Annotated in this window: 14 protein-coding genes; 10 read left to right on the forward strand and 4 right to left on the reverse strand. The window is 68.1% G+C overall.

All coding sequences use genetic code 11. The features are described from left to right. Positions 1-62 precede the first annotated feature (62 nt). Positions 63-452, forward strand: coding sequence for a hypothetical protein (locus ACN20X_RS09990; protein WP_016449774.1), 390 nt, complete (start codon positions 63-65; stop codon positions 450-452). Between the two features lie 3 nt (positions 453-455). Here ACN20X_RS09990 and ACN20X_RS09995 read toward each other — a convergent pair whose 3' ends face one another. Next, positions 456-944: a hypothetical protein gene (locus tag ACN20X_RS09995; RefSeq protein ID WP_016449773.1), complete on the reverse strand. Its 489-nt coding sequence runs from the start codon at positions 942-944 to the stop codon at positions 456-458. 130 nt (positions 945-1,074) lie between these two features. Here ACN20X_RS09995 and xdhC point away from each other — a divergent pair, with 130 nt between their 5' ends. Further along, positions 1,075-1,941, forward strand: a complete 867-nt coding sequence (gene xdhC / locus ACN20X_RS10000) for a xanthine dehydrogenase accessory protein XdhC (protein ID WP_279493100.1) — start codon at positions 1,075-1,077, stop codon at positions 1,939-1,941. Between the two features lie 186 nt (positions 1,942-2,127). Then, the gene (locus ACN20X_RS10005) at positions 2,128-3,456 is read left to right on the forward strand and encodes a urate hydroxylase PuuD (protein ID WP_473210553.1); all 1,329 of its coding nucleotides are present in this window, start codon (positions 2,128-2,130) and stop codon (positions 3,454-3,456) included. A gap of 70 nt (positions 3,457-3,526) precedes the next feature. Here the strand turns inward: ACN20X_RS10005 and ACN20X_RS10010 are convergent, their stop codons facing one another. Beyond that, entirely contained in the window at positions 3,527-5,410 is a 1,884-nt protein-coding gene (locus ACN20X_RS10010) for an EAL domain-containing protein (protein WP_473210554.1), read from the reverse strand. A 140-nt stretch (positions 5,411-5,550) separates the two neighbouring features. Here ACN20X_RS10010 and ACN20X_RS10015 point away from each other — a divergent pair, with 140 nt between their 5' ends. Beyond that, on the forward strand, positions 5,551-6,186 hold the full coding sequence (locus tag ACN20X_RS10015) for a Crp/Fnr family transcriptional regulator (protein ID WP_016449769.1): 636 nt from the start codon (positions 5,551-5,553) through the stop codon (positions 6,184-6,186). A gap of 120 nt (positions 6,187-6,306) precedes the next feature. Beyond that, positions 6,307-8,568 (forward strand): sensor domain-containing diguanylate cyclase, encoded by a 2,262-nt coding sequence (locus ACN20X_RS10020; RefSeq protein WP_310038136.1) that lies wholly within the window; start codon positions 6,307-6,309, stop codon positions 8,566-8,568. A gap of 16 nt (positions 8,569-8,584) precedes the next feature. Here the strand turns inward: ACN20X_RS10020 and ACN20X_RS10025 are convergent, their stop codons facing one another. Both ACN20X_RS10025 and ACN20X_RS10030 read right to left on the reverse strand, forming a co-directional pair. Further along, positions 8,585-9,277 (reverse strand): Crp/Fnr family transcriptional regulator, encoded by a 693-nt coding sequence (locus ACN20X_RS10025; protein WP_017404028.1) that lies wholly within the window; start codon positions 9,275-9,277, stop codon positions 8,585-8,587. Positions 9,278-9,391: 114 nt separating this feature from the next. Beyond that, positions 9,392-11,716 (reverse strand): DUF6351 family protein, encoded by a 2,325-nt coding sequence (locus ACN20X_RS10030; protein ID WP_473210555.1) that lies wholly within the window; start codon positions 11,714-11,716, stop codon positions 9,392-9,394. Positions 11,717-11,992: 276 nt separating this feature from the next. Between ACN20X_RS10030 and ACN20X_RS10035 the strand changes: the two genes are divergently transcribed. The 5 genes from ACN20X_RS10035 to ACN20X_RS10055 all read left to right on the forward strand — a co-directional run bounded on the left by ACN20X_RS10035 (position 11,993) and on the right by ACN20X_RS10055 (position 17,869). Next, complete coding sequence (locus tag ACN20X_RS10035) at positions 11,993-12,925, forward strand: LysR family transcriptional regulator (RefSeq protein ID WP_016449767.1); 933 nt, start codon at positions 11,993-11,995, stop codon at positions 12,923-12,925. A 120-nt stretch (positions 12,926-13,045) separates the two neighbouring features. Continuing rightward, positions 13,046-14,635, forward strand: a complete 1,590-nt coding sequence (locus tag ACN20X_RS10040; protein ID WP_133073323.1) for an ABC transporter ATP-binding protein — start codon at positions 13,046-13,048, stop codon at positions 14,633-14,635. Continuing rightward, positions 14,622-15,728 carry an ABC transporter permease gene (locus ACN20X_RS10045; RefSeq protein ID WP_473210556.1) on the forward strand — a complete coding sequence of 369 codons (1,107 nt, stop codon included), beginning with the start codon at positions 14,622-14,624 and terminating at the stop codon, positions 15,726-15,728. Before ACN20X_RS10040 ends, ACN20X_RS10045 begins: the two co-directional genes overlap by 14 nt. Then, on the forward strand, positions 15,728-16,648 hold the full coding sequence (locus tag ACN20X_RS10050; RefSeq protein WP_016452615.1) for an ABC transporter permease: 921 nt from the start codon (positions 15,728-15,730) through the stop codon (positions 16,646-16,648). Before ACN20X_RS10045 ends, ACN20X_RS10050 begins: the two co-directional genes overlap by 1 nt. A gap of 48 nt (positions 16,649-16,696) precedes the next feature. Continuing rightward, a complete protein-coding gene (locus tag ACN20X_RS10055) occupies positions 16,697-17,869 on the forward strand; it encodes a BMP family ABC transporter substrate-binding protein (protein WP_052155404.1) in 1,173 nt (390 codons plus the stop codon). The last annotated feature ends 142 nt before the right edge of the window (positions 17,870-18,011 follow it).

An 18,011-nucleotide genomic window follows, 5' to 3' on the forward strand; every position in this document is an offset into this window, starting at 1 on the left:
CTGCAAGGGACCTGATAGGTATTGTTGCTTCGGGACCAGCACGGTCCCGCGCAAGGGATGCCATGAAGACAGTGAAGCAATCGGGCCACAGCCATCAGGAACCCTCACCGCAGCACCAGGAGGTGCTGGCGGTGGATGCGTTGTGCCATATGGGAGCGGCCCTGGGCGTGCTGGAGCTGCATGCCGAACGCGCCGGCTCGGCCATGGTGTGTGCCGCGCGTGATTTGCTGCGTGGCTACCACGCCAGCGCTGACCAGGCGGTGGCCGGCCTGCAGGCCGGCGGCCGCTCGGCAGGCGTGCTGCCGCAGCTGTCGCAGGACCTGGGCTATGCCATCGAGGTCATCGATCGCGTGAACGATGACGCACCGGACGACCTGGTGCTCTATGCCGTGACCTGCCTGCTCAGAAGCGCCCGAAGCTTTGCCGACGGCCAGCCGTGCGCAGCGGCCTGAGGCTCAGAGCTGGCCCTCGGTCAGCGTGTCGAGCTGGAAGCGGCCGGACTTGTCCCAGAGCCAGGTATCGGTATAGGTGATGCGGGCGGCGCCGGCAGGAGCGGGGAAGGGCGCGGCGGCGCGCACCAGGCGCTCGATCTCGCTCACCACCTCGGGGGCATGGCCGGGCGCGCGCATCCAGTGCAGGCGCTGGACCTGGCCGTTGCGGTCGATCTGGACCTGGAGCACGCCGATCGCGTAGAGCATGGGTGGCAACTGGCCCTTGTAGATGCGATCGGCATTGCGCGCGTACAGATGGTTGGCGGCCACCTTGCGGTACTGCAGCTGTGCGCTGGAGCTGACGTCGTCGGGGCGCGGGCCGGGGCCGGGCGGGGACTTGCAGGCCGTGACCAGGGAGGCAATGGCGGCCATCAGGCCGGCCCACAGCCAGGGGCGGCCGGAACGTGGCTTTTGCACGGAACTGTGCTGCGTGGAATCAGGGGAATCGGGCATGATTGCGAGCGTATCCTGAAACACTGCGGCACCGGCAGTCGGAGCGCAAAACTCAAGTGCCGCAGCGGACAATCCCGCAACAAATTCCAATGAAGCCCGCAGGCGCCACGACGGGCTGTCAGGTGCGCCCATGTGGAGTGACACGTTCAACAAAGTCGAGCAGGGCCTTGCGCAGGGGCCGCTGTGCTGGGTCGAAGTGATGGACTCGCGAGGCTCCGTGCCGCGCGAGCGCGGCGCCTGGATGGCGGTGTTCGCCGACCGCGTGGCCGGCACCATCGGCGGCGGGCACCTGGAGTTCGATGCCATCGACAGGGCCCGCAGCCTGCTGCGCGGCTGGGCAACGCCTGGCGAGCAGGGTAGCCAGGTCGCCACCGAGCACCAGCACCGCTATCCGCTGGGCCCCAGCCTGGGCCAGTGCTGCGGGGGCGTGGTGATGCTGAGGTTCGTGCTGGTGCCCCAGGGACGCATGGACATGCTGCGCGAGCGGCTGCAGCCGCCACGCGACTGCGTGGCGCTGTTCGGTGCAGGCCACGTCGGCCATGCGCTGGTGCGCCTGCTGTGCAATCTTCCCTACCGCGTGATGTGGGTGGACAGCCGCGATTCGGTCTTCCCCGAGGAGGAGCACGAGCTCGTGCAGTGCGAGTATTCAGACCCCGTGCAATCGGCCGTGGCCGATCTGCCTGCAGGCTCCCAGGTGCTGATCATGAGCTTCAGCCATGCCGAGGACCTGGAGGTGGTCGCCCAGTGCCTGGGCCGCCAGCGCCAGCACGGCGACCTGCCCTATGTGGGCCTGATCGGCAGCGCCACCAAATGGGCCACCTTCCGGCGCCGCCTGCGCGAGCGCGGCTTCAGCGATGCGGAGCTGGACCATGTGACCTGCCCCATCGGCGTGCCCGGCATCAAGGGCAAGGAGCCCGAGGTGATCGCGGTGGCCGTGGCGGCGCAGCTTCTGCAGCGGCGCAGCGCGGTGTCCGCGCGGAATCAGGGAAATCTCTAGTGAATTGATGCTGCGCAAGCCGATGGGTTGGCGAAAAATTGCATACACTTTGTGTCTACGAAATGGTCGCAGCGGTGCACCGGCGGTATATCTACCGGGTGCGCGGCCTTTTTCTTCTGCTCAGAGCGCCCGCAGTGGTGAGCAGGTTGAACACCGGCGGCCCCCACGCTGCCAAGGTTGAGAGCTATGGAAAGCTACATTCTCGACTGGGCCAACCTGCTGTTGCGGTGGCTCCACGTCATTACGGCCATCGCCTGGGTCGGTTCCTCCTTCTATTTCGTCTTCCTCGACAGCAGCCTGACGCCGCCCGTCGATGACGATCTCAAGAAGCAGGGCGTCAGCGGCGAACTCTGGGCCGTGCACGGCGGTGGGTTCTACCACCCTGTCAAGTTCAATGTCTCCCCGCCCAAGCTGCCCGACTACCTGCACTGGTTCTACTGGGAAAGCTACACCACCTGGCTCAGCGGCTTTGCGCTGCTGACGGTGTCGTACCTGTGGAACGCCAAGATCTACCTCGTCAATCCGGCCGATCCCAACGCCATGGGCTCGGCTGCGGCCATTGCCTCGGCCCTGGCCTTCCTGGTCGTGTTCTGGCTGCTGTACGACGGCATCTGCCGCGTCTTCGGCCAGAAGAAGAACGGCGACGCCACGGTGGGCGCCATGGTGCTGGTGCTGGTGTGCATCGCGGCCTTCCTGGCCTGCCACATCTTCCCGGGCCAGGCCGCCTTCCTGCTGATGGGCGCCATGCTGGCGACCTCGATGAGCGCCAACGTGTTCTTCTGGATCATCCCCGGCCAGCGCACGGTGGTGAAGGCCCTGAAGGAAGGCCAGCCCGTGGATCCCATCCACGGCAAGCGCGGCAAGCAGCGCAGCGTGCACAACACGTACTTCACGCTGCCGGTGCTGTTCGCCATGCTGTCCAACCACTACGGCTGGCTGTACAGCCATGAGCTGAACTGGCTGGTGCTGATCCTGATGATGTTCGCAGGCGCCGCCATCCGCCAGTTCTTCGTGATGCGCCACGGCTTCAAGCTGGGCCGCAATGCCCATCCCTGGCCCTACGCCCTGGTCGGCGTGCTGGTGTTGATCGGCACGGCCGTCTGGCTCAAGCCCGCGCCGGCGCCTGCCGCAGCGCCTGCGCCGGCTCCCGCCGCCGTGCAGTCGCCTGCCGCAACGACCGAGCCCGCAGCAGCGGCTCCCGGTGGTGACTCGGCAGCGCCGGCTGCGCCTGCAGCCCCTGCGTCCCCGGCTGCCGCAGCTCCTGCCGACGGCGCCGTCGGCTATGCCCAGCTCGCGCCCTTCTTGCAGCAGCATTGCGTGGTCTGCCACGGTGCCGCCCTGCAGCAAAAGAATGTGCGGCTGGACTCGCCCGAGCAGGTCAAGGCCCATGCCCAGCAGATCTACCAGCAGGTGGTGCAGCTGCGCAAGATGCCCTTCGGCAATCCGGGCGCCCTGAGCGATGACGAGCGCGGCATGGTCAAGCGCTGGTACGAATCGGGTGCATCGGTGAACTGATCATCCTGCCGCGCCCATGCGCTGCCAGCCACCCGCCCGCAGTCTCGCAAGAGCCTGCGGGCTTCTTGTTTCAGGCAGGCCAGGCCGCTGCGGTGCCGTGCAGGGCCGGATGCCGCGCTTCATCGTGCGGCGTGTGCAGCGCGATGGCGCCGCGCCCCGGCAGGCTTTGCGCCTTGGCCTGCTGCTTGGCCAGGGCCGCGAGGTTGGCGATGTCCTCGGGTGCCAGCACGCTGCCCGGCGCGACGCGCACCACGCCGATGGACAGCGTGGTACAGGCAAAGAATCGCCGGATGCCGTGGCGGTCCTCGGCCCAGATGCCGCCGGCCTCGCGCGCCTGGTCGTCGAACAGCTGGCGCGCCTCGCCTGCGAAGGCGCCGACGATGTCCTCGCAGCGCCGCTGCCAGTCCTCGCTTTGCAGCAGCAGCATGAAGTCGTCCCCGCCCACATGGCCCACGAAGTCGCGCCGCGCATCGCAGTGCGCCACGGCCAGCCGCGCCACCAGGCGGATCATCTGGTCGCCGCGCCAGTAGCCGTAGTGGTCGTTGAAGGGCTTGAAGTGGTTGAGGTCGGCATAGCAGGCCACGAAGCCGGCGCCGCTGTCCAGCAGGCGCTGCATGTGCAGGCTGATGGGGATGTTGCCGGGCAGGAAGGTCAGCGGGTTGGCGTGGCGCGCGGCCTCGATGCGGGCCTCGGTCACGCGGCGCACCAGCTGCTCGCCCGTGCCCAGGCCCACATAGCGGCCGTTGTCGGTGACGATGAAGCCGTCGCTCAGGTAGCGCTGGTCCTGCGAGGTCAGGATGCCGACGAGCTGGTCCACATCGCAGTCCAGCTCCACGATGCGCGGCTGCACGTTGGCAAAGGCCAGGCAGGGCTTGCGTCCGTGGACTTCACGGAAGTACAGCGTGGCGTAGTGGTTCATGAACTGCTGGCGGTTGATCAGGGCCAGCGGCCGGCCGGCCTCCACGACGGCAATGGCGTGCAGCTGCTGCCCGGCCTGGAACAGCTCGGCCACCTCGTCGTTGCTGGCCGCCGGTGCCACGCAGGGCGCCTGCATCACCATCAGGTTGCGCAGCACGCCCGGGCGGGCGCTGTGGCCCTGGTGGGGCAGCACGGCCACGCGCGGGTCCTGCGCCACGCTCAGCGCCTGCGGGCTGATCTGCGGCTGGGCGGCTTCGGCGGGCCGGCCCAGCAGCCATCCCTGGCCGTACGCAATGCCCAGGTCGCGCAGGGTGCGCAGCTCGTCCTCGGTCTCTATGCCTTCGGCGATCAGCGTGGTTCCGAAGACCTCGGCAATGCCCTTGATGGCCTGCAGCAGCTGCAGCGCGGCCGGGCGCTGCTCGATCTGGTGGATGAAGTACTTGTCGATCTTGACGAAGTCCGGCTTGGCCTCGGACCACAGGCGCAGGCTGGAGCGGCCGTCGCCAAAGTCGTCGAGCGCCAGGCGCGCGCCCGTGGCGTGCACGGCCTTGACGGCGGCGCAGACGGCGGGCATGTCGGTCACATGGTCGTGCTCGGTGATCTCCACCACCAGGGACCGCGCCTGCACGCCGAAGCCGCGCACCGTGTCCCCGACCATGCCGGGGCCGCAGACGCCCACGGCCTGCACCAGCGCCTGGGCGCTGAGGTTGACGAACAGCCGGCCCGGCGCGCCCTGCCGGCCCCAGTCCTGCAGCGCCACGCAGACCGCCAGCAGCTCGAATTCCCGAAGAATGCCCTCGGCCGCAGCGCCCTTGAGCAAGGCGTCGGGCGTGTGCAACGGCATGCCCCGGGGGCCGCGGATCAGCGCCTCATGCGCATAGATGCTGCCGCTGCGCAAGTCGGCCAGCGGCTGGAAGACACAGTACAGGCCGCCCGCGCGCATGAGCTGTGCCACGGGGCCTGCACCGGACCGCACTGCGGCCGACAGCACGGCCGCCGCAGCGGGCAGGCTGGCGAGCATCTGGGGATCGATCATGGGCTCAACTTTTCAGTTGGATACATTACGTTTCATTGGTGACATAATTGTGACAAGTATGCCGCCTGTCGGCGTGCGTGCTGGCGGCCGATTGACGTGGCTCAAAACGCGGCGGCTGCAAAGCCGGCAAAGTTGCGAGCATGTTCGCCCTGTCTTCCTTGCAAGCTTTCGCCTTCGCGCCGGGTTCCGCCCAGGTGTTGGCCGCGGGTACCTGGCTCAGGCTGCGTCGGCAGTCGCCGGATACGGTGATGTATCTGGAACGCGGTCGCGTGCTCCTGGGCATAGGCCAGGGTGGGCAGATGCGCCACCAGCTGGGTGTGGTGGAGGGGCCGGCCTGGCTGGATGCGGCCTTTGTGCTGCAGCGGCGCGGCAGCAGCCTGGACATGCTGGCCGACAGCGATGTCCGCGTGCAGCAGTTGCCCCAGGCCGACTTCCTGCAGGCCGTCTCGCAACTGCCTTCTCCCGCCCAGCAACTGCTGCAGGACATGGCCCAGGCCTACTGCGCCCAGACCGAGCTGGCCGTGAGCCGCCTGTCCAAGGATGCCGAGGCACGCTGCGCACAGTGGTTGCTGCGCCATGCCATGCCGCACGAGGCGGGCGGCCTGCGCGTGACGCTGCACCTGCGCAAGCGGCTGATCGCCGCCCAGCTCGGCATTGCGCCCGAGACCTTCTCGCGCGTCCTGCGCCAGTTGCGTGAACATGGACTCATCGCGGGCCGGGGCAATGTCATCGATCTGCCCAAGCCGGCGGCCCTCGAGGTGCTCGCAGTAGGCTGATTCCCACGCCGCTGACGGGTGCCGGCCTGCAAGCGCCGGGACTTGCGGGGCGGGGTATCCACTGGTTCGCGGGTTCCACCCAGTGGGACGGCTTTCGGGTCTGCATATATTGAGGGCGTCATGTCACTGGACGCCCGTCGATCCCCCTTTTTCCAGGCGCTGCTGGCATCCCAGGATGCTCCGCAGGTGCCGGACTCGCCCTCGTGGCCGCGCGCGTCCACAGGCTGGGGCGCCATGCGCTGCACGGTGCTGGCGCTGGCCGCGGCGGCCGTGCTTGTGGTGGGCCTGGGCAGTGCCTGGTGGGTATCGCACAGCATGCGCCAGCAGACGCTGGAGCGCGCCATGGCCCGGCAGGCCGACGAGGTCGATACCGTGGCGCGCATGCTGGCCTCGCGGCTGGAGCAGCAGCAGCGCCTGCTGTGGGTGCTGGCCCAGGGCATGGCCGACCAGGGCGGCGACCCCAGCCGCCTGATGGGCGAGATGCTGCGCGGAGACGCATCCGTGCGGCTGTTCGACACATTGCAGCTGGCCGATGCGCGTGGGCAACTGCAATTGAGCCTGCGCGGCGGCCGCTCCGAACCCCTGGTCGATCTGGACGAAGGCGTGCGCGACGTGATGCGGCGCAGCCTGGCCGATGGCAAGCCCGTGGTCTCCACCATGGTCCGCAAGGGGGCCGATCCCGCAATGATGGAGTTGCTGTACGCCGTGCCGCTGCGCGCCGGCAACGGCACGGTCAGCGGCGTGCTTTCGGCGGGCGTGCGCATGTCCGGCCAGGCGCTGCTGCCGCCCGGCATCGACCCTTCGCGCTCCGCAGGGCGGCTGCTGGTCATGCAGCGCGACGGGCAGATCCTGGCCCACTCCGATCCGTCGCGCTGGACGGCGCGCGCCGAGGCCGAGCCCGGCCTGGGCGCGGACTGGTTGCAGGACCCTTCCGCCGGCGGCCTGCAGGTGGGCCCCGATACCCAGCGCCGCGCCGGCTACCTGGTGACGACGGCCGGCATGCCGCTGCCGCAGTGGCTGGTGGTCAGGATCACCCCCGAGGAAGCCATTGCGCCCAGCCTGGCGCCGCGCGTGCTCTGGTGGCTGCTGGCAGCCGTCGCGGGGGTCACGGCGCTGCTGGTGCTGCTGCTGATCCTGGTCACCGAACCCATGGCCGCCTTGCATCGCAGTGCACGCCAATGGCTGGCGAGCCAGGGGCGGCTGATGGCCGAAGAGCCCGATCCCGCGCCGGAGCCGGCGCCAGGCCATGCCGAGGAAGGCGGCTGGCGCATGCCCTGGACCCATGCCTGGGGAGAGGCTTCCACGCTGTGGCAGGCCCTGCACCGCCTGGGCCAGATGGGCCAGGACCAGGCCCACGAGGTCGGCCGGCTGCAACTGCAGCTGCAAACGCTGATGGACTACGCGCCCGTGGGCCTGGTGGTCACGCATGCGGCGCATCTGGAGCTGGTGGGCCTGCAGGCCGCGCGCATGCTGGGATATCCGCCGCGCGAACTGCAGGGGCAGGCGATACGCCAGCTGTGCGCCTCCGACGCTGCGCACGCCCAGTTGCTGGAGCGTGTGCGCAAGGACCTGGACATGTACGGCCAGTTCGACAGCGAGCAGTGCTTTGTCCGCAAGGACGGCCGCCCCATCTGGGTGCGCCTGCACGGCCAGAGCCTGCAGCGCCTGCAGCGCGGCCTGGAGCCACGCGCCGTGGTGCCGGCCGATCCCACCCTGGTCTGGGTGGTCGAGGACGTGACCATGCAGCGCCTGGTGCGCGAGCAGCCGGGCTGGAAGGCCATGCACGATCCGCTGACCCTGCTGCCCAACCGCGAGGCCTTTGCCATGCGCCTGCATGAATGGCTGCAGGAATGCAGCGCCGCCCAGCGCCTGCCCGCCGAGGCGCTGCAGGAAGAGGTCTCCTCCTCGCAAGCCGACGCCGAGGTTGCTGCCGTGGCCACGGCCGCGGTCGAAGTCGCCATTTCTCCCATGCCGCACCATGGCGTGATCCTGTTCCTGGACCTGGACCACTTCGCCCACGTCAACCAGCAAGGAGGCCATGCGGCCGGCGACGAGGTGCTGTGCCACATGGCCCGGCTGATCGACAGCGTGGTGCGGCCCTTGGGCTGGGTGGCGCGCCTGGGCGGCGACGAGTTCGCCGTGCTGCTGGCCGGCGTCCCGGCCGAGCAGGGCATGCTGCTGGCGCAGAGCCTGTGCATGGCCGTGCAGGACTGGGAAGGCGCGCACGAGGGCCAGCGCTACCTGATGGGCGCCAGCGTCGGCATGGTGGTGCTCGATGCCCGCCAGCACACGGTCAGCAGCGCGCTGCGCTCGGCCGACATGGCCTGCTATGCGGCCAAGCGCAAGGGCCGCAACCGCGTCGAGGTGCTGGAGGCCGCATGAGCGCCGGGGCCGCGCCTCATTCGAAGGATTCGCTGAAGCGACGCAGTCCCTCGGGATCGATCAGGGTCAATGCCCCATAGGAGACGCGGACCGCTCCGATGTCCTCCAGCTCTCCCAGGGTGCGATTGACGATCTGGCGCGACACGCCGGCCAGGCTGGCCAACTCCTCCTGCGACATGCCCAGGTGCCGGTTGCCGGTGTCCGGATACAGCCTCGAATCGGTCAGCTCCGAGATGCAGTGCGCCACATGGCGGCTGGAATGGTGCAGCCGCGCATGCTCGCAGCGGCCGATGAACTGGCCCAGGCGCGCATTGAGCTGGTCCAGCAGGAAGCGGTTGAAGCCGAGGCTGCGCTCCAGCAGCCAGTGAAAGGTGCTGGCCGGCATCAGTGCCACCAGCGTATCCTCGATCGCCGTCGCGTCGAACGGCCAGCATTCGTGCTTGAGCAGTGTGCCCTCGCCGAACCAGCAACCCGGGGTAAAGGTGGCCAGCGTGGTGCTGCGCCCGGTAGGCGACAGCGCATGGATCTTGACCGCTCCCTGGACGATGCCGGCCCAGTGGCCGGCCCGGTGCGTCTTGTGGCAAAGCGGGGCGCCGGCCGGTATGTGCCGCAACAGCACCTCCCGCCGCAACCTGAGCAGGTGGGCCCTGCTCAGGTGGGGCGCAAAGGGCGCGGACTTGAGGACGGCGTTGATCGTGGGCGGCTGCATGGTGCTTGATGCAAATCTTCAATGAAAGTCTGCTGCTTCATTGCATGGATTGGCACGCTGCAAACCCTGATCACCGGCCCCCGGACCCCTGCGGGACTTCGCGCAGGGTGCAGCTCAATCGTTGCGCGAGACCGGCGCAGGCCCGGCCTTGGTGCCCGCCGGGCCGGCACTGAAATCGGTCAGGAAGGCCGCCTCCTGGCTCTGGCCCGTTCCGGCCTGGCTCCAGTCGCACACTCCTGCCGCAAACACTGCGGCAAGGCGCTTTTGCTGTGCCGGGCTGAAGGTGATGCCGGCGTACTCCGGGCTGGTGAACGAAAGGGGCTTGAGCTGGCACTGGTAGATGTCCTCCGCGAGCGGACCTCCGGCCACCTGGCGTGGCGACAGGGTCGGCTTGAGGGGACAGGCTGGGTCGTCCAGGGCCAGGACTTTGTCGAGATCCGAAGGGGCGGCTCCCGTTGCGGCGATGCATCCATCCCTGACATCCGAAGGCCTGTTGCGCACCACTTTCTGTGCCAGCGCCGCGCCGGTGGTGTCGCGCTCCACGGCGGTCAGCCAGCGGTCCATCATGACAAAGGCCTCGCGTCGCATGGCAGGGGCGATCAGCAGCGGGACCATGCCCTTGCTGGCGCGGATCACGTGGTTGTCATGGTGGCCGTTGGCGGCATCCAGCCGTGCGCGTTGCTGCAGGCTGCGCCAGGTCATGTGGATGTCGCTGCCGCCCTCGGGCCGCAAGTCAATGATGGCCACCTGGGACAGGTTCCTGCCGTTGCTGGTGAGGCCACTGCTGTAGAGCCTGGGCAGCAGGCTGGCCACGGCCCGCTCGCGGGCTGCCGGCCTGGACGCAGTGCCGCCGGTCCAGTCCATGTCGTTGGTGTAGCTGCCGATGCCTTCGTTGAGCTGCACGAAAGCCTCCGCGTCGATGGCGCCCGACTGCAGTGCCTTGAGTCCGTACTGCAGGCCCGTGTTGTCATACGGCAGCTGCGGCTTGGTGTGGCCGTCGGTGTCCTTGAACGTCCCGAACACCGGGACCAGCATGTCGTGGATCGAGCAGCGCACGCCCTGGCCGCGTGTGCGCGGGTCGTAGACGATGGAGGCGGGAAAGCCCACGCCGCAGTTGTCGGGCAGCCGGGGGTTCTGGGGGGCGATGAAGCTCCCTACCCATTTGTCGCAGTAGCTGGCCGGATGGCCATTGATGGCGGCCTTCGCGGTGTCGCTCAGTGCCTGTCCTGCGGCCGTCCTGTAGTAGTTGGACAGCAGGCCGCAGTCGCGTGTTTCCATCCAGGTGGACACCGCATCGGGATAGCTCAGCCCCGTCTGTATGCCCTGCAGCAGACCCGGCATGGCGGAGGCGATCACTGTCTGCATCATGGAGCCACCCGAGTCGCCGTCGCCCATGGTGTAGCGCACTTCGCCGTAGTTCTCGATCAGGTGCTCCTTGATGCGCATCATGTTCTCGGCGGCCAGCAACTCGTTGTTGTTGTGCAGGTGGTTGGTCAGCATGGCTTTCACGACCATGTGGCCTGCCGCGAGCGCGTTGGGGTCGAACGGCAGGCTGCCGCTGAACTGGTCGAGGAGGTTGACCGCCGGCTCCTGGAAGCGATTGCCGGAAGCGGCTGCGCCGAATCGCCACAGCACCTTGCCGTTCCATCCCTTTTGCGGCTCCCAGGGTGTCCAGGCAAGCGCGGGGTCATGGTAGGCCAGGATCTGGTAGGTGCCGCGGCCCATGACGCCAGTTTCCAGGCGCAGCAGGTGCTTGACCGTATCTCCGCGGTCGTTGGTGAAGTCGGCGATCTCGCTGTCGGCCGGGCGCTGCGATGGGTCGTAGGCCACATGACAGGGCGTGGCGCCTGCCGGACCCATCGTGCAGGCGCTGCCTTGCCTGGCCTTGGGCATGTAGTAGTAGGTGTACTGGGTCCTGGTATTGCACTGGACATCCACCGGATCGGTATCGAGACCGCTGACGCGCGTGGTCACGGTCGCCGAAAGTGCCGTGCCCGGCACGGAAACGATGGCTTGCGCGCCATTGCGCGTGGCGCAGATCCACGGCGCGGTCTGCGGCCCGGCGAAGATGGGATCGCCCCGGCCATGGTTGGTGATGTCCAGCCGTGCCCTCGCGCTGCCGGCCGCCGTGGCGGTGAGGGTGTTGGCGCCCACCCTCAATCCCTCGACCCGGCCCAGAATCCGGCCATTGGCGCGCTGGGCGAACCGGGCGGTGACATCCGTGCCATTGAGCGCCACCTTCAGCGCACCGGGCGGGCTGCCCTTGGGCAGCACAATTTCAATATAGGCATTGCCGTCGCTGATCATGTCGGCCCGGTTGGACAGGCTGCGTATCTCGATGACACCCAGGCCTGAATCACCGCTGCCGCCGCAGGCGGTCAGCACACTGGCGAGCGTGGCTGCGGCCACCATGCCCGAAAAAGGGGTTGGCTGTTTCATCGTCTTGTCTCCTGCAATCCACTTCCTTTTGAAGCGATTTCATTGAATCACGCTAACAATCTGCAAGTCTGTATAGGTTTGGACAATGGTTTGCCGGCGACTGGCTCGCATATTGCATGTGCTGCGTGCACAAGTGTTTAACCGCCCCTGCCCAGGGCATTCTTGGTGCTTGTATCTAGCTGGCGGGGGTCATGGCTGGGTTACGCTGCGGGCTCCCCATGACCTGCGGCGCGTCCCCGGCGCGACCGCTCTTTTTTTCGCTGATTGCTTCGCTACATGCGCGACCAGGCCCTGTTCGACAAGATTGATCTGCACCTGATACGGGTGCTGCACACGGTGCTGACCGAGCGCAGCGTCTCGCGTGCCGCATTGCGCCTGGGCATGCACCAGCCGGCGGTGTCCGCCGCGCTCAAGCGCCTGCGCGACCTGGCCGGCGATTCGCTGCTGGTGCGTTCGGGCGCGCACATGCAGCCCACCGAGGCCGGGCTGCGCATGGTGCAGCCGGCGGCCGACATCCTGCGCGCGGCCGAAGGCCTGTTCAGCGATGCGCGCCATTTCGATCCCCGCACCTCCACGCGCACCTTCCGCATCGCCGCCAGCGACTACCTGGACCCGCTGTTCCTGCCGCGCCTGGTGGCCCATCTCAAGACCGAGGCGCCCGGCTGCCCCGTTGACATCCTGGCCCTCAACGGCGACGCGCACTACGAGGTGCAACTGGCCCAGGGCGATGTGGACGTGGTGATCGGCAATTGGCCCGAGCCGCCGCAGGGCCTGCACATGGCCAGCCTGTTCGAGGACGAGGTGGTCTGCCTGGTCAGCCCCCAGCATCCGGCCGTGCGACGCGGCTGGGACGTGGCCCAGTGGCTGGAGGCCGAGCACATCGCGCCCACGCCCACCTACCCGGGCGCGCGCGGCGTGATCGACGACCAGCTCTCCCGCATGGGCCTGCAGCGCCAGGTGGCGGCGCGCTGCGCGCATTTCAGCCTGATTCCCGACATCGTGGCCACCAGCTTGCTGGTGCTGACCACGGGGCGGCTGTTCTGCGAGCGCTTCAGCCAGCGCCTGCCCCTGGTGATCCTGCCCTGCCCGGTGGAGTTTGCGCCGCTGGTGTACTACCAGCTGTGGCATGCCCGCACGCACATGGGCGCGTCCACGCGCTGGCTGCGCGATGCCGTGCGGCAGGTGGCGCTGATGTCCCGTGCCCGCTAGGCGACGGCGACAGGAACCGCCTTTTGGGTGAACAAAGTGATGGCCGATATGAGGGCCGCCGAGGCGGTTTCAAGGACTTGTGTTCCAGTTTGTTGCAGAAATTGAAAGACAATCCCAGCCATGAATCCCCCCGATACAGTCCCCCTGCCAGCAGCAGCGCCGCCGCGGCTTCAGCTGACAGGCATCACCAAGCGCTATCCGGCGGTGGTGGCCAACAACGGCATCTCGCTGACCGTGGGCGCCGGCGAAGTGCATGCCATCCTGGGCGAGAACGGCGCCGGCAAGTCCACGCTGATGAAGATCATCTACGGCGCCGTCAAGCCCGACGAGGGCCGCATCGAGGTCGATGGCAAGCCGGTCCACATCCGCAACCCGCAGGAGGCGCGCCAGCTGGGCATCGCCATGGTGTTCCAGCATTTCAGCCTGTTCGACACGCTGTCCGTGGCCGAGAACGTCTGGCTGGGCCTGGACAAGAGCCTGCCGCTGGCCGAGGTGGTACAGCGCATCGAGTCCACGGCGCATGACTACGGGCTGGAGGTCGATCCCCACCGCCCCGTGCACACGCTGAGCGTGGGCGAGATGCAGCGCGTGGAAATCATCCGCGCCCTGCTCACACACCCGCGCGTGCTCATTCTTGACGAGCCCACCTCGGTACTCACGCCGCAGGCGGTGGAAAAGCTCTTCGTCGTGCTGCGCCGCCTGGCGTCCGAGGGCTGCTCCATCCTCTACATCAGCCACAAGCTGCACGAGATCCGTTCGCTGTGCACGGCCTGTACCGTGCTGCGCGGCGGGCAGGTGACGGGCGTGTGCAATCCGGCCGTGGAGAGCAATGCCTCGCTGTCGCGGCTGATGATCGGCTCGGAGCCGCCCGAGCTCACGCACCGCGAATCCCAGGTCGGCGCCAGCGTGCTGCGCGTGCAGGGCCTGGCGCTGCCGCGCTCGGAGCCCTTCGGCGTGGACCTGCAGGGCATACAGCTCGATGTGCGCGCGGGCGAAGTCGTGGGCATCGCCGGTGTCTCGGGCAATGGCCAGAAGGAATTGCTGTATGCGCTGTCCGGCGAGGACACGCGCGCGGCGCCCGACATGGTGCAGATTGCCGGCCGGGAGGCGGGGCGCCTGGGCCCCGGCCGGCGCCGTGCGCTGGGCCTGCACTTCGTGCCGGAGGAACGCCTTGGCCGCGGCGCCGTGCCCAGCATGGGCCTGGCGCACAACCTGCTGCTCACGCGCAAGACCGCGCTGGGCAAAGGCGGCTGGATTCGCATGGGCCAGCTGCAGGAGCAGGCGCGCGCCATCATTGCGCGCTTCAACGTCAAGGCCGGCGGCCCCAACGCGGCGGCGCAGTCGCTGTCGGGCGGCAACCTGCAGAAATTCATCGTGGGCCGCGAGATCGATGCCAGGCCCGCGCTGCTCATCATCTCCCAGCCCACCTGGGGGGTGGACGTGGGGGCGGCCGCGCAGATACGCGGCGCCATCCTGCAATTGCGCGACGAGGGCTGCGCCGTGCTGGTGCTCAGCGAGGAGTTGGACGAATTGTTCGAGATATGTGACCGCCTGCATGTGGTGGCCAAGGGCCGGCTGTCGCCCTCGGTGGCGCGGGCCGATGCCACCGTGCAGCAGATCGGCGAGTGGATGAGCGGCCTGTGGGACGGTGCTGCCGCCCCGAACGCCGCCCCGAGTGCCACCAAGGGAGGCGCCCATGTTCAAGCTTGAGCAACGCCCCCAGGCCTCGAAGCTGTGGACCTACGGTTCGCCCGTGCTGGCGCTGGCCATCACGGTGCTGATCGGCGTGTGCCTGTTCGTGATGCTGGGCAAGGACCCGGTGCGCGGCCTGCAGGCCTTCTTCTGGGACCCCGTCAAGTCCACCTATGCGCTGGGCGAGCTGGCCGTCAAGGCCACGCCGCTGCTGCTGATCGCGCTGGGCCTGGCCGTGTGCTTTCGCTCCAATGTCTGGAACATCGGTGCCGAAGGCCAGTTCGTGATCGGCGCCGTGGCCGCAGGCGGCGTGGCGCTGCTGGCGGACAAGACCACGGGGCCCTGGATCGTGCCCGCCATCCTGGTGGCCGGCATGCTGGGCGGCATGGTCTGGGCCGGCATCGTGGCCCTGCTGCGCGACCGCTTCAATGCCAATGAAATCCTGGTCAGCCTGATGCTGGTCTACGTGGCCACCCTGGTGCTGGGCTTTCTGGTCTACGGGCCGTGGAAGGACCCCATGGGCTACAACTTCCCGCAGACCAAGACCTTCGAGCGCGTCACGCAGATCCCCAAGCTGATGCAGGGCATGCGCACCAATATCGGCCTGCTGCTGGCGCTGGCCGCGGCGACCATGCTGTGGATCTTCCTGTTCCGCACCCGCGCCGGCTTTGCGCTGCAGGTCGGTGGGCTGGCTCCGGCCGCCGCACGCTACGCGGGCTTTTCCTCGCGCCGTGCGCTGTGGACGGCGCTGCTGATCTCGGGCGCCGCCGCCGGCCTGGCCGGTGCGCTGGAAGTGGCCGGCCCGCTGGGCCAGCTCACGCCCTATGTCCCGGCCGGCTACGGCTTCGCCGCCATCATCGTGGCCTTCGTCGGCCGCCTGCATCCCGTGGGCATGATCTTTTCCGCGATTCTCATGAGCATGTTCTATATCGGGGGCGAACTCGCCCAGTCGCGCCTGGGCCTGCCCAAGGCGCTGACCGGCGTGTTCCAGGGCCTGCTGCTGTTCACGCTGCTGGCCTGCGACACGCTGGTGGCCTACCGCGTGCGCTGGGTGTCCCGCACGCCCGTGGTCCCGCCCGCAGCGGCGCCTGCCGTCAAGGAGGCCCGCTGATGGAATCCTACGCACTGCTGCTGGGCTCCACGCTCAGCGCCGGCACCGTGCTGGCGCTGGCCGCGCTGGGCCTGCTGATCAATGAAAAGGCCGGCATCGTCAACCTGGGTGCCGAGGGCATGATGCTGTGCGCCGCCATCGCGGGCTTTGCCGCCGTGGTCCACACGGGCAGCACCACCGTGGGCTTTCTGGCCGGCATGGGTGCGGGCGCGCTGCTGGCCGCCATCTTCGGCGTGCTGGTGATCTGGCTGAACACCAACCAGTACGCGACGGGGCTGGCCCTGTCGCTGTTCGGCACGGGCTTCTCGGCCTTCCTGGGCCTGGGCTATGTGCAGGCGCGCCTGCCCGAGCTGCCCAAGTTCGCCGTGCCCTGGCTGTCCGACCTGCCCGTGGTGGGCACGGCGCTGTTTCGCCTGCATCCGCTGGTCTATGGCGCGGTGGCCATTGCGGCGGCCCTGGTCTGGTTCCTCTACCGCACCCGGGCCGGCCTGGTGCTGCGCGCCGTGGGCGAGTCGCCCCAGTCGGCCCATGCGCTGGGCTATCCGGTGCGCCGCATCCGCCTGGCGGCCGTGGTCTTCGGCGGCGCCATGTGCGGTCTGGCCGGTGCCTACATCTCCACCGTCTACACACCGCTGTGGGTGGAGGGCATGGTGTCGGGCCGGGGCTGGATCGCGCTGGCGCTGACCACCTTCGCCACCTGGCGCCCTGCGCGCGTGCTGCTGGGCGCCTACCTGTTCGGCGGTGTGACCATGCTGCAGTTCCACCTGCAGGCCACGGGCGTGCAGGTGGCCAGCCAGCTGCTGTCCATGCTGCCCTACCTGGCGACCATCGTCGTGCTGGTGCTGATCTCGCGCAATCCGGCCTGGATCCGTGCCAACATGCCGGCCTCGCTGGGCAAGCCCTTCTACCCGGGCTCCTGACGCTTTCATTGTTTCTCTCTCCCTCCAGAACCACAAAAGGACAAACGCATGCCCGCTTTGCGCGAACGCACCCTGAAACCTGGCCTCAAAAGCACGCTTGTGAAGATGATCGGCCTGTCGGCCATCTCGGTGGCGGCCCTGACCGCCTGCGGCAAGAAGGAAGAGGCCGCAGCGCCGGCTCCCGCTGCCGCGCCCGCAGCGCAGGCGCCGGCCGAGAAGCTCAAGATCGGCTTCATGTACGTCAGCCCCATCGGCGACGGCGGCTGGACCTTCCAGCATGAGCTGGGCCGCAAGGCCATCCAGGAGAAGTTCGGCGACAAGGTGGAAACCTCCTTCGTCGAAAGCGTGCCCGAGAGCGCCGATGCCGAGCGCGTGATGCGCGACATGGCCGGCCAGGGCAACAAGCTGATCTTCGCGACCAGCTTCGGCTACCAGGAGTTCGTGCAGAAGGTGGCGGCCGACCTCAAGGACGTGAAGTTCGAGCACGCCACCGGCTACAAGAATGCCGACAACGTGGCCACCTACGACACCAAGACCTTCGAGGGCGCCTACCTGGCCGGCATCGTGGCCGGCGGCATGACCAAGACCAAGACCATCGGCGTCGTGGCCTCGGTGCCGATTCCTGAAGTGGTGCGCAACATCAACAGCTTCGTGCTGGGTGCGCAAAGCGTCGATCCCTCGATCAAGGCCAAGGTGGTCTGGGTGAACGAGTGGTTCGCCCCGCCCAAGGAGTCCGAGGCCGCCACCTCGCTGATCAACGGCGGCGTGGACGTGCTCTACCAGAACACCAACTCCCCGGCCGTGCTCAAGACGGCCGAGGAACGCGGTGCGCGCGCTTTCGGCAAGGACGGCGACATGAGCGCCTTCGCGCCCAAGGCCCACCTGGGCTCGGCCGTGATCGACTGGACGCCTTACTACAGCAAGGTCACCCAGGACACGCTGGACGGCAAGTGGCAGGGCGGCTCGTTCTGGTGGGGCGTGAAGGAAGGCGCCATCGACCTCGTGAAGATCGCCGACGACGTGCCCCAGGACATCAAGGACAAGGTCGCCAAGGCACGCGACGGCTTGAAGGACGGCAGCTTCGCCGTCTGGACCGGCCCCATCAAGGACAACACCGGCAAGGAAGTGCTGACGGCAGGACAGGTCGGCGATCTGGGCTTCATGACCAGCATCAACTTCTTCGTCAACGGCGTCGAAGGCAAGGTGCCGGGCGCCAAGTGATCCGGCGGCAGTCCATGCACCAAGGGCCCTTCGGGGCCCTTTTTTCTGCCGTGATCCGCCAGACGGGTCCGCCCTATGCACCACGATTGTGCAAAGCCCCCAAAATGTGGTTTTCCCGCATGCCTGGTGGCTCTGGTGCAGC

This window comes from Delftia sp. PX-1 (assembly GCF_055797465.1).

Excerpts from the sequence above, each read along its gene's own strand:
- ACN20X_RS10015 (WP_016449769.1), top strand. The coding sequence starts at position 5,551 with ATGTTCGCCCTGTCTTCCTTGCAAGCTTTCGCCTTCGCGCCGGGTTCC.
- ACN20X_RS10005 (WP_473210553.1), top strand. The coding sequence starts at position 2,128 with ATGGAAAGCTACATTCTCGACTGGGCCAACCTGCTGTTGCGGTGGCTC.
- ACN20X_RS09995 (WP_016449773.1), bottom strand. The coding sequence starts at position 944 with ATGCCCGATTCCCCTGATTCCACGCAGCACAGTTCCGTGCAAAAGCCA.
- ACN20X_RS10020 (WP_310038136.1), top strand. The coding sequence starts at position 6,307 with ATGTCACTGGACGCCCGTCGATCCCCCTTTTTCCAGGCGCTGCTGGCA.
- ACN20X_RS10050 (WP_016452615.1), top strand. The coding sequence starts at position 15,728 with ATGGAATCCTACGCACTGCTGCTGGGCTCCACGCTCAGCGCCGGCACC.
- xdhC (WP_279493100.1), top strand. The coding sequence starts at position 1,075 with ATGTGGAGTGACACGTTCAACAAAGTCGAGCAGGGCCTTGCGCAGGGG.
- ACN20X_RS10045 (WP_473210556.1), top strand. The coding sequence starts at position 14,622 with ATGTTCAAGCTTGAGCAACGCCCCCAGGCCTCGAAGCTGTGGACCTAC.
- ACN20X_RS10055 (WP_052155404.1), top strand. The coding sequence starts at position 16,697 with ATGCCCGCTTTGCGCGAACGCACCCTGAAACCTGGCCTCAAAAGCACG.
- ACN20X_RS10040 (WP_133073323.1), top strand. The coding sequence starts at position 13,046 with ATGAATCCCCCCGATACAGTCCCCCTGCCAGCAGCAGCGCCGCCGCGG.
- ACN20X_RS10010 (WP_473210554.1), bottom strand. The coding sequence starts at position 5,410 with ATGATCGATCCCCAGATGCTCGCCAGCCTGCCCGCTGCGGCGGCCGTG.
- ACN20X_RS10025 (WP_017404028.1), bottom strand. The coding sequence starts at position 9,277 with ATGCAGCCGCCCACGATCAACGCCGTCCTCAAGTCCGCGCCCTTTGCG.
- ACN20X_RS09990 (WP_016449774.1), top strand. The coding sequence starts at position 63 with ATGAAGACAGTGAAGCAATCGGGCCACAGCCATCAGGAACCCTCACCG.
- ACN20X_RS10035 (WP_016449767.1), top strand. The coding sequence starts at position 11,993 with ATGCGCGACCAGGCCCTGTTCGACAAGATTGATCTGCACCTGATACGG.
- ACN20X_RS10030 (WP_473210555.1), bottom strand. The coding sequence starts at position 11,716 with ATGAAACAGCCAACCCCTTTTTCGGGCATGGTGGCCGCAGCCACGCTC.